At 29.6% G+C, this 15,868-nt stretch carries 16 protein-coding genes; all 16 read right to left on the bottom strand.

Annotated features, from left to right (window positions below):
• Positions 1-404: 404 nt before the first annotated feature.
• On the bottom strand, positions 405-860 hold the full coding sequence (locus EKL95_RS09855; protein ID WP_126564104.1) for a hypothetical protein: 456 nt from the start codon (positions 858-860) through the stop codon (positions 405-407).
• On the bottom strand, positions 850-1,254 hold the full coding sequence (locus EKL95_RS09850; RefSeq protein WP_126564102.1) for a multiprotein-bridging factor 1 family protein: 405 nt from the start codon (positions 1,252-1,254) through the stop codon (positions 850-852). The genes EKL95_RS09855 and EKL95_RS09850 overlap by 11 nt, the downstream gene beginning before the upstream one ends.
• Positions 1,255-1,266: 12 nt before the next feature.
• Positions 1,267-1,806: a hypothetical protein gene (locus EKL95_RS09845; RefSeq protein WP_126564100.1), complete on the bottom strand. Its 540-nt coding sequence runs from the start codon at positions 1,804-1,806 to the stop codon at positions 1,267-1,269.
• A 278-nt stretch (positions 1,807-2,084) separates the two neighbouring features.
• Positions 2,085-2,729 carry a hypothetical protein gene (locus EKL95_RS09840; protein ID WP_126564099.1) on the bottom strand — a complete coding sequence of 215 codons (645 nt, stop codon included), beginning with the start codon at positions 2,727-2,729 and terminating at the stop codon, positions 2,085-2,087.
• A 147-nt stretch (positions 2,730-2,876) separates the two neighbouring features.
• The gene (locus tag EKL95_RS09835; protein WP_126564097.1) at positions 2,877-3,263 is read right to left on the bottom strand and encodes a hypothetical protein; all 387 of its coding nucleotides are present in this window, start codon (positions 3,261-3,263) and stop codon (positions 2,877-2,879) included.
• Positions 3,264-3,355: 92 nt separating this feature from the next.
• Positions 3,356-3,898: a murein L,D-transpeptidase family protein gene (locus tag EKL95_RS09830; protein ID WP_126564095.1), complete on the bottom strand. Its 543-nt coding sequence runs from the start codon at positions 3,896-3,898 to the stop codon at positions 3,356-3,358.
• Positions 3,899-3,985: 87 nt separating this feature from the next.
• Positions 3,986-4,807: an endonuclease/exonuclease/phosphatase family protein gene (locus EKL95_RS09825; protein ID WP_126564093.1), complete on the bottom strand. Its 822-nt coding sequence runs from the start codon at positions 4,805-4,807 to the stop codon at positions 3,986-3,988.
• Positions 4,788-5,156 (bottom strand): TIGR02281 family clan AA aspartic protease, encoded by a 369-nt coding sequence (locus tag EKL95_RS09820; RefSeq protein ID WP_158614857.1) that lies wholly within the window; start codon positions 5,154-5,156, stop codon positions 4,788-4,790. The genes EKL95_RS09825 and EKL95_RS09820 overlap by 20 nt, the downstream gene beginning before the upstream one ends.
• A 160-nt stretch (positions 5,157-5,316) precedes the next feature.
• Positions 5,317-5,925: a hypothetical protein gene (locus EKL95_RS09815; RefSeq protein WP_126564089.1), complete on the bottom strand. Its 609-nt coding sequence runs from the start codon at positions 5,923-5,925 to the stop codon at positions 5,317-5,319.
• A gap of 2 nt (positions 5,926-5,927) precedes the next feature.
• Entirely contained in the window at positions 5,928-7,229 is a 1,302-nt protein-coding gene (locus tag EKL95_RS09810; protein WP_126564088.1) for a hypothetical protein, read from the bottom strand.
• 14 nt (positions 7,230-7,243) lie between these two features.
• Positions 7,244-7,744: a hypothetical protein gene (locus EKL95_RS09805; RefSeq protein WP_126564086.1), complete on the bottom strand. Its 501-nt coding sequence runs from the start codon at positions 7,742-7,744 to the stop codon at positions 7,244-7,246.
• A gap of 2 nt (positions 7,745-7,746) precedes the next feature.
• Positions 7,747-8,955, bottom strand: a complete 1,209-nt coding sequence (locus EKL95_RS09800; RefSeq protein WP_126564085.1) for a hypothetical protein — start codon at positions 8,953-8,955, stop codon at positions 7,747-7,749.
• Positions 8,952-12,389, bottom strand: a complete 3,438-nt coding sequence (locus EKL95_RS09795) for a hypothetical protein (protein ID WP_126564083.1) — start codon at positions 12,387-12,389, stop codon at positions 8,952-8,954. Before EKL95_RS09795 ends, EKL95_RS09800 begins: the two co-directional genes overlap by 4 nt.
• A 5-nt stretch (positions 12,390-12,394) precedes the next feature.
• On the bottom strand, positions 12,395-13,834 hold the full coding sequence (locus tag EKL95_RS09790) for a hypothetical protein (RefSeq protein ID WP_126564082.1): 1,440 nt from the start codon (positions 13,832-13,834) through the stop codon (positions 12,395-12,397).
• Positions 13,835-13,844: 10 nt separating this feature from the next.
• The gene (locus EKL95_RS09785; RefSeq protein ID WP_126564080.1) at positions 13,845-14,270 is read right to left on the bottom strand and encodes a hypothetical protein; all 426 of its coding nucleotides are present in this window, start codon (positions 14,268-14,270) and stop codon (positions 13,845-13,847) included.
• Positions 14,271-14,272: 2 nt separating this feature from the next.
• A complete protein-coding gene (locus tag EKL95_RS09780) occupies positions 14,273-15,748 on the bottom strand; it encodes a hypothetical protein (RefSeq protein ID WP_126564078.1) in 1,476 nt (491 codons plus the stop codon).
• Positions 15,749-15,868: the final 120 nt, after the last annotated feature.

Below are 15,868 nucleotides of genomic sequence, written 5' to 3'. Positions count from 1 at the left end.
CATCATACGGCTGGAATGTAGAGAAAGGAAAGAGAGAGCTTTTAGCGTAATGACATGGAGCGTTAAGCGAACGAATGACTGTAACGAAATGAAGCTGTATTGTGGATGCATAAGCCCGACCGAACGCAGGAAGAGAACGTGTGAAGATGAGGAACGAAACAGCGCAAAAAAAATAGCTGCTGTTTTTCAAGCTGCTGTTTTTTTTAGTGCTGTGAAGTGCCTGTGGAACGGAGGAAGGAGGCTTTTTCTGCCGACGACCGACTGGAACAGCCGAACGGAACAAAGGGAACGACCGTAGAGAGACCGCTTGTTTGCCCGTATCTTATTTTTACGATAATTTTTATTAAAAAAATGTCCCAAATATTTACAATAAATGGGACAAATTATATTATCTATTTTGACTATTAACTACTCCCTTTTTCTATTAAGTTATTGGGATTAATAACTGGTAAAATAAAATCACTCAAAGCAGTTCCTTGAAAACGTGTCATAAGAATCCCTCTTGATGTTGAATAAGTAATCGATGCCAAAGCATTTCCAAGTGATGGATGTAATGTAACGGTTTGGTCTTTTTCCAGCGTTGTCAATTCTTCGATGTTATCTACATAAAAAACATAAACAAAACTGAATGCTCCAATGGCTTCTTCAATATCGGCTTCTTTACTTTTGGTTTCAACATTAACCGAGAAATCAGCTTTTACTAATTTATCATCTAAATTAAATCCAAGTTCAAAATCAACATTGAAGGTGTGGCCTTCTACTTTTTCAATCTCAAAATCAAATGGACTGTTTATTTGTCCTTTAATAATTTTAAAATCTACAATTTCTATTTTATCTGGCTGTAACATATTAGCTGACATTTGCTAAATGCGTTTTTGATTTTGCATTAGACTTTTTCCAAACATTTGTATATTCAACATCGGTATTAATGTGTGCATTTTTATACACAGTTACATACGTTCTAGTTCCTACCGAAGAGGATATAGGTTTTCTATGAGGCACATTGATAATTGTTTCTCCTAGTTCTGCTTCTAATTTTGCTAGAGAACGCAATGTGAAATTATGTTCTCCTATTAGCCATTTGTTGATTTCCGAAGGTCTTTTTTCTAACTTATCGGCTAAATCTTTTTGACTAAATCCTTTTGCTTTCAATAGCTGATTTACTCGTACCACTATATCAGCATACAACCTTGCGAAGATTTTTGTTTCTTCGGGTGTTTCTGCTAGAATTCTTTGGGCTACTTTGCTTCTCATAGTTTTGAATTTTTAGAGGATGATTTCATTTGAACCATCATAATTAGTTAGTTTTCTGTTTTTTTCATCTACAATAATGGAGTCATCACGAATAGCTTCATCAATTCGTTTTGCGAATTCACAAGCTGCTCTCCATTCTAAATGTAATGAACTTTTTTGATTTGTTGGGCCATCTTTAATACCTCCATTGAAAAGGATAACTATATTGTTTGTGATTTTTAAGGCGTATAATCTTAATGGGAATTCTGGAAAATGGTAGGTAATATTTTCGACTGTTCTTTTTCCTTGAACCGGTAATCCTTTAACTTCGTTTTCATCTCTATTGAATAATTCATCAACTGCGCCGTGATCGTCTCCAATTGCATATATAATATGTGATAATAATTCTTGATTCGCTTCTTTGTATGCTGGGATTGCATCATACTTTTCGAAGAATAAATCAGTTTCATTTGTGATAGCATTATCATATTTTACAGTGTAAAAAGTGCATTTTGCACCTTCATCATCCCATATTTCTAGAGCAAATATATTCACTTTTTTATTTGTTTGCAAACAAAAATACACTTTTAAGTGTATTTTATGATTATTTGTTATACTTGTTTGTTTGTTTGTTTTCAAATGTAAGAATACAATAGTGAATTATCAGCTGTTGTATTCAATAACTTCAATAAAATTTGTAAATCTGAAATATCATTATCGGAATGAAATTTTCTGCGATCATCCCAATTTTTAAAGTTGACTTGTCGTTCTCCCCATATTGCCCAAACTAGTTTATAATTAACAATAAGAATTCTAGGTTGGATATTTAGGAGGGCATAGGCTGAGGAAATTTAATTATCATCCTCTTTATTTTTTTCTTCATTTCGTCTTAATAATTCTGAAAAAACGAATATAGGGTCATCGCCCGTTTCTAATAAAGTTTTAAAGGACCAAAAAACGTCCTTTGTTATATCAAAATGTCTTTTAAGATCCTCATCTATTTCACCATCAAAAAGCATATAAGATATTAAATCCCCAGAATGTGTAAACCCTACATAGTTGTATTTTGTACTTACTATAACAACCCCAAAACTTAATAAACTATTAAAGTGAGCGGCTAAAAGCAAAAGGTCATTGCTTTTATCTTCATCAAATTCTTTCAATATAATGCTAGTGAATGCTAATTTCTCCTCCTTAACGGTGTAATTAAAGTTTAAAACATTATTTTCATCAACACTGAATGAGGTTTCAATTCGCTTTTCTGATTCATATTGACCAAAAGTCCAACCTTTTTTTTGGTTGTATTTAATAAGGTCTTTCCAAACAAATTTAGATCGTTTTTTTACATTTAAAATTCTGTAAAAACGTTTAAAAGTATATTTGATTTTGATGAAAAAGGGAGTAATCCATTTCATAATATTATTTTTAAAAAAATTATATAATACTGGAAAAAAGCTTAGCATTCCAATAAGAACTATTATTCTAATTATATCCATAAATAGCTATTTTTGCTAGTTTTTTTCTTAACTTTTTTCTTAACTTTTTTTGCTGGATAAATCAACTAGTCTATTATATGCAAACAGTCATTTCAATCAAATTTTAAAAACATCAATTTTGAATTTTTAATTCCTTCAAAAAACAATTTAATGGTTTTGTTTGCTTTTAAATAAGTAGTGTATAAAACTTATTAATAGCCAAATAATAGAAAATAAAATCAGCCCCTTTAAATTAGAATAAACATCTTCCTTGTCAAATCGACCGTGTATTTTTTTACCAAAGAATTTATTAGAATACTGTTGAGAAATTTCTATTGTTACCCCAAATAAAAAAAGAAAAATAAATATAAAAAGTTGTCTCTTTACAAATAAAACATTTAAGAATAGAGCGGCAATAAAACAAAACATCGAATGTAATTCTTTATCATAATGTCTGAATACTACAGGAAGTTTAATCATAAAACCCACAATTGCAATTAAAAAACAAATGAATGTAATTATTAATTTATGATATTCTTTAAACTTTATTTCCATAATATGTTTACCCTTGTTTGTGTTTTCAATATTAATAAATCAACTCTTTTATGACGAATGCAATCGAAACTTTCTAAAAACAATAATTTGATTTATGGTACAATTTTGATAGTTGTGCCTATTTTAATATGTTTGAACAGTTCTTCCATCTCACTATTTGTAACAGCAATACATCCATTTGTCCAATCGAAACAAGTGTGAAACCTGCCAATAAATCCTAATCCATTCATCATCCCGTGTATTTTTATATCACCACCGGTTGGCTTACCAAATCGTTTTGAATTTGCAATATCGTTATTATTAGGGTACGAAATACCTAAGTTTTTATACGCAATACTGTTAGGGTTTCTGGCATTTATATGATACTCCCCTTCAGGGGTTTTATTATCTCCTTGAAAATGTTTTGCACCTTTTGGATTTTTTCCTAATGCAATATTATAAACCTTTATTAATTTATTAGCTGAATAAGCGTAGAGTTTTCGTTCTGATTTGTCAACTTTAATAAAATCTATTTTTGAATTTAAATTTAATATATTAGTTGATTTAAATATATAAAAACAATAAGCACCTAGAACCATTAAAAAAATAATTACAAATATGATACTTTTTTTTACTCCACAATTCACTATTTCCATCTGTTATTTAAATTTAAAATAATTTAATTTAATGCTTTTACTACTGTATGTTTTCTGCAAATTTGAGTTTTTCCTTAATTGAATTTCTTAATTCAAGGAAAACTCAAACCAAATAGGGATGTGGTCTGAAATCATTCGGGCTTCCTTCAAAGAATTGAAATTTCTGTAAAAAGGAAGAACACCAGAACTTAGTTTCTTAATTTTTGCATTATAAAACATATTGTCAAATTCAGATGCTAGACAATCCCCGTTCTGGCAATCCTTTTTTAAGGAAGTTTTTTGATTTACTAGTATCGGTAAATAGCCCATTTTCTTCAAAGGAAAAAACACCGTGTGCGATTGTGGACAATTGAAATCACCAACAAAAATCAAATTCAAAGATGGATATTCAGCTGGTAAAAATTTAAAATATTTTATCTCCGTTTCGGGTTGCATCTTTTTAGTTATGGCGTGAAAATTAACCACCGTAAATTGTTTGTTTTCATATTGAAAAGTACAGAAGTAAGGTTCTCGGTCAATCTCCAAATGATATTTTTTTTCTAACCAGGCTTTCCCAATTTTATTTAGAGTGGCTGTCTTCCAAATAAACGCATAACGTTCCGTCTTATAGGCACTACTGGATGTAGGATCACTTATTACATAATCCCATTTACTTCCCTTGCGATTCAATTCATCGGCTAGTTTGGCTACGGCTTGGGCGCCACCATAACCAGCTACGACTTCCTGTATGGCAATGATGTCGTAGTTTTTTAAAGTGTTTGCAATAAAATTTATTTCAACTTCAGACTTTGATTTCCCAAAGTTTTGAATATTCCACGACACTAGTTTAACTTGCGCAAATAGAGTAGTAGTGCAAAATAAAAGGAACAGGAATAGTTTTCTATTGAATTTATTCAAAAGTGATTTCATTTTTTTTATAATCAATTGACACTTTTCCGAATTGAGCCAAAGCTGATTGTCCTAGTAATAGAGGAGCTTCATTATTATGAACGATTGAAGCTTTCACATTCTTTAAAGTTCTATTTCCTAACTTTACAGTCCGAAGATTTATTATTGTTCCTTCAGCTATACTACCATCAGCAATTTGATATTGTTGCGACCCCAGGATATCCTCTTTTAAAAGTTTTCCTTGTCTGTATAAGAACATCGCCTCTACATCCGATATAGTAATATCGGATGCGCCAGTATCAAAAATAAAATTCATTTTTGTTTCATTAATAAAAACGGGGATTTTATAAACACCATTATCTTCAGACATCAAAACCATGGTTTTACTATCTCTAGTTGAGCTAGATGTCTGCTCGACATGTTGCTTTGAATTTCTCGAATTATTTCTACCAGATCGAGAACAACCATTACAGTCGACAAATAATAAAGACAAGATAATTGTCAAAACACTAAATAAAATTTTTCTCATATTAATTTTCTATTTTTCCTATTTTTGGAATAATTTGAATCAAAAATTGTTGGTTTTTATATTCTTTATTGCCTGTATGTCTTCCAACACCTCGCACACCACTGCCTGCTATTTGTAGTTCACAAAAAGCGGGATCAAAATAGATGTTATTTTTCTGCCACAATTTATATAGTGATAATGCTCTCAGGTAACTTAATTCGTCATTTTTTGAGTACACAAAATTAGAAGCCATACCTTCAATAATTATCATGTATTTTATATTTTGATTACTATATTTTGTCTTTAACCTCTTGATTAAGCTTTCAATGTTTTTACCAACTTCTAATAGGTATGCTTCATTATTTACGGGTATTACACTAGATTTAGCAGCAAATTGAATTTGCTCTTTTAAGGAAAACCGTTTGTACTCATCCTGATAATAAAAATAACGGCTATCCAATTCTTTTACAGAGTTCTGAATTTCAACAATTCTTTTTAATTGCTCAACAGTTGTCTTCTGCTGTCTCTTCATCATTGCAATTGTCAGAACAAATAAAACAAGCATGATAAAAAATAAACTGGTCATTAAATCGGCATAACTGGCCCAGAAAAAATTTGTTTTTTTTGACATAATTAATTGACCAATAATTTATAAACTGACCATAAACAGTATCCTATTCCAATAGTTGCTCCAGATCCGAAAAAAGCAAGTGAAAGATACTTGATGTTTTTAGGCAACTGAAAATCAATTTGTTTTTGATTCTTTAAGACTTCTGTTAATTCCATTACGCTGTTCCCTAATTTATCTAATTTATCATTTTGCGTGGAGGTTGATTTTTCAATACTAGACATCGTTTTTTCTAATTTACCTAATTTTTTAAGTTCATTTAGATTCCCTCTATCGTTCCCCAATAAATTCTCTAAAAAGCTTTCTTCTTTGATGGTAATATTTCTAATTGATTCCATTTGAGCATCAATATGTTCTTTCAGTTTTTCTAAACTTTTAGTAATCGAGTTATCTACATCAATGACCGCATCAGAAATAAATTGTTTTCTATTGGAAACTTCTTGCAATTCGGATTGTAAGATGGTAATGATTTCTCTATTTGCAGTAATATTTGTACCAATTGCTTCAGCAACTAATTCTATAGATTGTGTTCTTTCTAATTGGTTGCCAATTTGAAAATTTAATTTCTGAGCATTGTCTACAAAAGAATTTACCTGATGTAAGTACGTATTAAATTTTTCAAATTCTTTAGTACTCGTTCTTAATTCTTGTAAAACGGTAACATTAATTTTTGCCAATTGAGCAACATCAACATCTTTAAGCTCATTCATTAAATTAACCTGGCTATCGAAAGATTCCAAGATCTTACTTAACACTCCATTAAAACTAACTACATTAGTAGAAAAGGTATCATTGAATTTAAGTAAATTAGCTTGTAATGAATAAATACTTGAAGTGGTGTTTTGTGATAAAACAGGTAAAAGGTGCGTTTGAATCCAAGTAAAGAAATCATTTTTAAGACTTTCAGCCTGTGTTTTAGCTCCCTTATACTTCCATCCAGAAAGTAATACGGTGAGTAAAAGACCGGTAAAACTAGCAATCATAGCTATTTTTACTCCGCCAATCAGAATGTCAATTGCTTTTTCAAAATTCTCATCGCTAATACTTGGCATAGCGAACAGTCCTACGACTATTCCTAACATAGTCCCCATCAGTCCTAAATATAAAGGGATTGGCAGCAATGTGTTAATTTCTTCATCAACGGCATCGGTATTTCTTTCTACTACATCTTTTATTAAATTAAAGTCACTTACTGCTCCTTTATTTCTTATTAAATAGGTGTTTACAGAGGTCAGAACTTTATCGAAAATTACATTCGATTCACCAGTTGATTTTATTAAGGTAACTTCAATATATTTTGGTTCCATGATTTTTATTCGTTTTATGATCCGTATTTTTTGTTTTTAAGTTTAGACCATCCCATATCTTCATACTGATATCTTTGTGATTTTGGTATTTTCTCCTCTAAATTACCCTTACTCATCCAAATCATTACTTCTTTTGTGTCATCTATAGTAATTGTTTCACCTAATAAATCTGAATCAAACTCATCATTAATTATTGATGCGTTATAGTTATTTTTATTTTTAATACTTTCAACAATATTTTGAATTTTTAGATTTTTCCCCTCACTTATATCTTTTTTCTGTACTATGTTTACCGATGAAGATAAACCACTATAACTATTCAGGTTGTTCAGTATGTCATCTGTTGTTATCGTTTTTATCTGATCTTCACGGATAAAGACTTTTACCGTTTCAAAGTCATGTGCATTAGGTAAAATGGTTTTGAAAAGTGCTATTTTTTTAGAAGTGGTTAATGCCACAAGGATTTGTGCAACAACAATAATTAATATCAGTGCGCCTATAATGTAATCATGCATATCTATTCGTATTTAATTTTAGCTTTTGTTGTTACGACCCATTTATCGCTTCTTTTTTCTGCAATACCGGGCTTAATTGTATTAATACTTTTGGCATTTTGATTTAAAGCATTTTGAGATTCACATACTGGATCTAAGTACGTATGTGGATAGTTTACTGCATCTTTAATACCTATTTCATCAGAATGAAAAATAAATGAAGCTTTTGATTTATCTTGATTATCAACTGTAAATTTATATAAGGATTGAGTTGGCTTAAATGTGTTTGAAAGACTACTTAAATCAAAATTATTTTGATCAGGTGTAGCCATATAGAATTCTTCTTGAATTGGTTTTGGTAGGACTTCCAAAAAAAAATGAGTATTTGTTTCTGAAACTGGATTCGCTTCTGTGTCTTCTCGCAGATTTTTTTGTCTTAAATTTTGGAGCTCAGCGTTTAAATCTTTAATCTTATTTTCAAGATCTTTATTCTTTCTTTCTAGATTACCGTCCTTATCTGATAACACAATTTGACTAAAACTTGATGCACTGACATTCTGACGTTTAAATTTTTCTATCTTATTAATATAATCTATTTTAAGTTTTGATTTTTGTTTATATAGAGTAATAAATAAAATAATAGATAATATAGATAGTCCTATTGAAAAAAACGACCAAAAATTAAAACTATAAAAAGTTGCTGCTGCAGGAGGTATTGTATTATTTCTAACATCCATGTCAATAGTCGAAAGAGAGTCTTGGTTTTCAGTAGCTGAATTTTCTAATTTTCCCAATTCAGTAGTTGATTGATCCGGATTTAAATTTGTTTCAGTTTCTTTATTTTGAATAAAGATTTCTATTTTCGATTTTATCGGCGCGAAAATGTTTTTCAATTTTCTTCTTTCAGCAAAGGCATATATTTTACTATATTGTTTTTTGTCAGTAAAAACCTCGTCAGTAAAAAATCTTAAATTGTCGTTAATATTTGTCTTTTCTTTTAATTTTTGAAACTCATTAAATAAAGCGATTGTACTTTTTTCTGTTGCAGGGATAGCGCTTAAAGTTAACGGCCCATTGTCACAAGTAACTTTGTTAATATCTGGTAAGGCATCATTGACACATATACAAGTTACATAATCAACAATACTGTTTAAATCAGTTGATTCTTTACTTTGCGCATTAATAGTAACTGCAATAAAAAGTAGTGCAATTAGTGTATATATTATTCTCATACTGTTTGGCTGTTTAACTCTGAATGGATATTGTAAGCTAGATGATTGATTCCGCCAATTAGTGGATAGAAGAATAAAGTTTCGTCTATATTTTCATCTAAATCACCTTTTAACTCTTTTTTCTTCTCTTGTAAAGCTATTTTTAAGTTATCCAATGCATTTTCCTTTAGGCACTCTTTATAAGCTTCTAAATGAGTTTGATTTATCCCAAAATTATTTTTAAAACTTAATTCTTTATTTAGAGAAAAAAACCAATCTACAAAATTGTTGTATTCTTCAATAACATCATTTTCTATTTTTGAATCAATTTGATTGTAGGATTTTGATGTATTAGGAATTAATATTTCTTCTTTTGAACCCAGCAATACTGATTTAATAACTTCAATATTAGTTTTTTCGTTATGCGGAAACATTAAAGCTCCTTTGCAGCTAATTTCTTTTGGATTTTCATCTTGTTTTAATTCTATTTTTGAGACTACGTTCTCTTCAAATACCTGTTTAAAAATAAGCTGAGTTAATTCAGTTAATGCATTTAATTTATCACTACTATCTGCAATATTTATTATTTTAGAACCTGTACCACTAAAGGTTATATATCGTGGATGGTTTAATTTTTTTGACTTCATTAGTTTGGCGATATGATAAATAATCGAAGTGTAAAAAAGAAGAAACACAATTTTAAAGTCACCATTCAGTTTTAGATCCTTGCTAAATGAAATTGGAATATTATTATCTATTATTTTTTTGTTTTTTTCAATTGAAAAGAAAAACGCGATAATATCTTCAGATTTCCCATCCTTTTTTACAGCATCAAGTACTTTTAGTAAATCATACTGATTGTTCGACTCTAACAAATGTTTAATTTGATCTATATATTTTAGAATGAACCCATTTATTTTTGATGATCTACCAAAAGCATCTCCAAATATAGCGTTTGCCGCAAAACGGAAAGAAGTTAAAAGTTCAGAATTGTTATTGGTGTATACTACAACATCCGTTGTTCCTCCACCGATGTCGATAGAAACTACTGGATTAGCTAATGCATTTACCCCAAGATGTGTATTATAGTAGTAGAAAGGAGCAATAGATTCTGAAATTTTTTCAGGAGCAATTGATGTATTAATATATTTTTTAAATAACTCATTCCATTTACTTTCAAGAAGCCTTATTCTATACATTGACATACTTGAAGGATAAAGCCAAATCAGTTTTGTACGATTTAAATCTCCTCCATTTAACAGTGTTTTATTTCGAATTAAGAACAGAAGGTTTTCAAAATAAGCATCGATTACTTTAATTTCATTTGGATAAGTAGTGTAGTCTGACCATTTTAGATTTGTTCTTATACACGAGCTGTCTGGGATTACATATTTTTCATAAACAAAAGGAATGTTAAAATCCGATAAAGCGTAGGTATCCTTATTTAAATCCAAGTGCTTTTTTGAATTTATAATAGTCCTTTGGGGAAAATGAAATTCAGAATTTTTATTTAGCTCCTGGGGTATAAATTCTTGAAAAATTAAATCAGTTAAATTATTAGCTCTTACCGCATTTATAGATTTTATTGTCGCTGGGTTTTTTGAATCATATAAAGTTGCATTCTGAAGATCATTTTCATTAATTTCAAAAGGTTTTGGGTCACCATTATCTTTACGATATTCAATATGTGTGTTTGTAGTCCCAAAATCTACCGCAAAACTAAATTCAGATGAACCTTGAGGTAAAGTCTTGAATAGTGGAATTATTAAACCATTTGCCCAGTTGTTTTTTACTTCGATATAATCAAAACCTTCTTCAATTACATAATATTTTGTTGAAATAAAATCAATTGATTTTTCACTTCTTTGTTTTGCAGCTTTTTCTTTTACTTCTTTATTTTGGTCGTTTTTATAGAACTGAAGTATATAGTTGTTATTCTTATTGTGCTCAAGAATATCTCTATCCATAAAGGCTACTCTATAGAAGTTCTGACTGTCTTCAGCTAATTTTATGAAAGGAAATAAGGTCAATCCAAATTGATTTTCAATTATCGCACCTCGATTTCTGTTTAAATCAGGCTCTGTAATTTGGTATTCATTCGCTGGCGGATAATAGGTTCTTTCATAGGTTACGTATTTTTTATCTTGAATTGGAATTCGAAGCGTAACATGGACTCCGCCTGTTGAAGCTTGTTTTATTTCAAGTGTTTTTTTTCCATCTGCTGTAACACCTTGTAAATCTTCAATGTTAAAATAATCAAAATATTGTTTTTTAATAGGTAACAAAAAACCTTTGGAAATTTCACCGGAATTTAAAGAAAAGTTACCATCAAAGAATTTTTCTTTATGGATTGGATAAATGGTTCTAATAATGTAAGGCTCCAATAGATCACTAATAGTTAAGTAAGGATAGATTGAATCATCGAATGGGAGCTTTCTTTCTTTTAATGGTTTGTCGTCAAATACCTCTGCTCTATTTTTTTTATCCCAAAGAGCAGTAGTATAGATTATTTTTTCAGAAAAATCGTCAATAGGAAGTACTAGGGGTTTTATTTTATCTTTGCATTTATTAGAATTAATAACAAAACCACTTTTGTCCTGAATATTAGATGGACTTTCTGCCTTTTTACGAAGTGGAAAACCTAATATTTCGACAATACTTCCATCTGATCCAGTAGTTAGTTTTTCAAATTCCGTATTGAAATTTTCTAATGAATAATCGTTTAAGATACTCCTTTGCTCATGAGTTAGCATTTTATAATTCATTTCCAAATAATCATCTACAGCTTTAAAAAGCGGATTAAATCGAGGCATGAATTTTCGAATACCAAAAATAAATTTCACGTAATTAAAATCTCTTTTATATAATGGTTGGTACTGATCATCAAAAACAATATCAGTTCCGAATCTAATATCTATATTTAATTTATTAGCTGAAGTAAAGAACAAACTTGCAGGTGAAGTACCTCCAATAATATTAAGTTCATTTTTCCCTAATTTATAATTCAAGAGATAAAGTCTTTCAATTTTATCAAAATTGTAGGCTTTTGCGTCTTGTTCTAAATACAGTTTCAGTGTTTCTCCTAATAATCGATGTTTCTTGTTTGGAGATTGTAATAACTTATTTAAATCATTGCTTTTATCCCAAATTATTATATTTACTTTTTCTTTTAATTTATCGATATTAAAAAATATTTCACCTACATCAAAACAATCAGAAACCATTTTATGAAAAATAGTTTTGCCGTCAACTTGATTTGAATTTGCTAAATTTTCAAATGCAGTTTTGACTAGGTCAATTCGTGCAAACGGGCTAGGGATGGAAGTGATTTCTTTGTTTGCAGAAGATCCGTTAGGATCTTGAATTGCTTCTATGGCATTTTTACCATATGCTGTTGATGTTTGCCAATCTTCAATATTATTGCTGCCATCATGGAATCTAAATACTTTTGCCATTTTGCTTAAAAGTTATATTTTTCTGTTACTAAAGCTTCTGTTGTTGTGTAAAATAAGTCCATGAATTGTTGTTCCTTGGACCCATTATTACTTGTTGTTTTGTCTTGTTTAGAAAGCATATAATTATACCTATTATAGTTCTTTCCACCAGATTCTAACCATCCAATATAAGGTGTAATACCTTTTACCATATCAAATAAATTGGTGTCATTCACATCTAAGTTCAAAGGAGAGAAACCTCTTTGATTGTAATTCATCTCATTCAACCATTCCAAATAATATTGATTGAATTTTTTTAAATAATTACTATAGAATGGTTGTGTTAAAAGGGTAGTGATATTTAAATTTTTTGCCCAAGTTTGATCCGAACTATCTTGGATTTTATTATTCAGATAAAGTAAAAATTGAGTATACTGAGTTAATGGTTTTTTTAGAAGTATTTGAGTTAGATCTCCTAGATTCTCATAAATTACAGATTGAGAATTAGATTTAATTCCATATTCTTTATAGATTGGATTTTCTGCTTTTCCTTCATAATTGTTTAAGTTGGATGATTCTGTTTTAGCAAAATCAATTATAGAAAGTGCTGCAACAACCTCAAGGAAATGGGCATCATTTTTTTGGTTAACAGAACCCTCCACATTTGGATAGTCTTTTGTTAAGTCATCACCTAAATAATATAAAGCATTAACTGAGTTATTACCACTAATGTTTTCTTCGTAATACGATAAAGCGGCTTTTGTTTTTGAGATAAAAGTCGATTTATCAATTTTACTATCTGCATCTGAAGCCACCCCAAAATAAGGAAGCATTGTGATAGCACCTATAGGTGCATCCTGAAGGTATTTCCATGTTGGCAAATTATGATCTGCTCCTCTTATGTTTTTTACTAATAATGGAAATCCAGCAGCTCCAGTACCGCCAAAAATTGAGCTTATGATAAAAATCCTATCATCTTGATTGAAAGATGATGCAAATTTTAGAAAATCTTCAGATTGTTTGAATTGGTTTAAGACTACACTTCCAATATTTGGATTTCCTTTGAAACCAACCTCCATATCAGAGTTTAGGTTTTCTTCGGAAAATAATAAATTTATTAAAGCTTTATTATTGTCGTCTAATCCACTGTATTCAATGTAATCTTTAAATCTATCGTTTTTAACATCACTTAATGTAAGTCTAAAGTTTTGGGTAATGTTAGAAATTTTAGTTTTGTAGAATTGATTTTTATCTGCATCAGTAAAACTCAACTTACTGTGAATGTTTTGGTAGTTTTTTAAAATATCGATTGTGCGTGTAACATCACCATTAGCTTCATCAGGATCAATAATAATTGGAACCACTTCATATTGATTAATTTCTACACCAGTCGCTAAAAGCATTGCCAGTGATTTTATTACTCTTGAACCAGTCCCGCCAATTCCAAATACATATAATTTTGCCATAATTTATTTTTTAAAAAGGTGTTTTACTAGCACGAACACTTTTGAATTTTAATACCATTGAAAATAAGAAACTGAAAACAGCAGCCCACAGCAAGTTTACCATTGAAAAACTAATATGTTCAGTTGTGTATGGACTACCATCTGAGGATGTAGAATAGAAATTTTCCATTGTAATAACACTATAGTAGTAAGCTGAAATAAAGTTCACTATACCAATTACCAAAATCCAAATAAACCAAAACCTTTTTTTAAAAAATCCATTATAATTAGAAATGAAATAGTAATAGCTTGCCATAAGTACTAAAGAAGTGCAGAGCATGATAACTCCTATTATTGAAAAAATTCCTGACTCGTACATGTCATCAGAAAAATTTTCGATATAAAATAAATCTAAAGGATGGAATCCATCATATAAGGTTGCGAAAAAATCGTTCATAATTATTTTTTAATATTAATGGTTAATTCTAAATAGTTATTATTGTCTGACTCTGTTTCATACGCTTCACTAATCCCTTCAATCAAGTATTTAATACCGAATGTACTATTAGGGCTTTTTAGGATATTACTATCATCATTGGTACTGGTAGTATAAACCCACTGTGGAATTTGTTTGTTTATAGTGAAAGTTAAGTTTGTTAAATTTGGTTTAGTCGATTCAAATACGATATAATGCGTTGGTGCTGCTTTAGCTTTGGAAAGCATATTTATTGAAGAAGATCCAAGCTGTTTTTTGTCGAACTTGAAGATGCCTTTTATCTTAAAATCACCTTCTCTAATACTATAATTTGATTTATCAAAAATATAACTATCTTCAATAGGCACTTTACTTAAGTCTAAGGCTACTGAAAAAATAAAACTTGAGCTATTTCTACTATTTATGTCTACGTCTTTAATGCCTTGCACTGCTCCATTATTTTTGTATTCTCTATCAGGTTTATAACTACCCGAATCTTCTTTCGTATTTATTACAGAATAATAAACTTCTTTAGAATAGTCTTTTAATGTTAAGTTGTATTTATTCTCAAATCCTTCTACTTTGTTTTTTGATAGCTCAATATTTGAATTAAATTTCATCATTGCTTTTTCACTTCCAATTATACTCATATAATAGGGCCTAGATATATTATTTAATTGTGTTTTTTTATTGTCTTTGTCATAATAAGTGCCATTAAAAGACGAGTTCAATTTCACAATAGTTGTGGCCAATGGCTCTTTATTTTTGAATTTTGTTAAAAAAGCATCTTTTGTTAAACTTTTTTGGTCACTTAGTAAGTCTTCTGTTTTGTTACCTTGTATAGAATAAATACAATCTGATACAAGAATCGAAATTGTGTTTTGGGATGTTTTTGTCAATATTTGTTTGAAAATATTATTCAAATTACTTGAATAAGTGTCACCTACTTTGAATGTTTTTGCATTTAGAGATTTTGAAAAATTCACGATATTACCTTCAATATTAGTTGGGTATATAGCGGAATTGATAAAATTTATTTTTAAGTTCTTTTCATCATAATGATATTTTAGCATAACTAATAAGTCGCGAATGGCACCTTTAAATTGCGTGTTTCCTTGCACATAGCCATTCATGCTACCCGAATTTTCTATATAAACATTTACAAAATAATCTTTAGACTCATCTGTGCTAATCCTTTTTTCAACTTTTTCTCCCTTTTTCTCTAAAAAAGAAATCAATTTTAGTTCATCAAAACTTCCATTTGTAAAAAATTTTTTAAATTTTCTTTCGTTTTCAAAAGGTTTTATAAGATCAGCTAATTTGCCAAATTCATCTGTAGTTATTTTGGAGTCAGATTTAGAGTATTCTAATAGAGAATCTTCAAAGAGATCATATTCATCATTACAACTAACGGTAGTTAAGAGCAGTACGAGCATCAAGAATCGAAATAGTTTGTTCATTGGGTTATTTTATTTTAATAATAATAGTTCCTTCACTGACGTCTGGACATGCTAACTTAGCCATCACATTAAGTTAAGAAATAATCTTAATTTTAGCCTATGAAACAAGTCCGCAAAATT

This window comes from Flavobacterium sp. LB2P53 (assembly GCF_003970305.1).
Classification (GTDB): Bacteria; Bacteroidota; Bacteroidia; order Flavobacteriales; family Flavobacteriaceae; genus Flavobacterium.
Note: the sequence above shows the minus strand (reverse complement) of the source record. Positions and strands in the feature narration are given on the sequence as shown.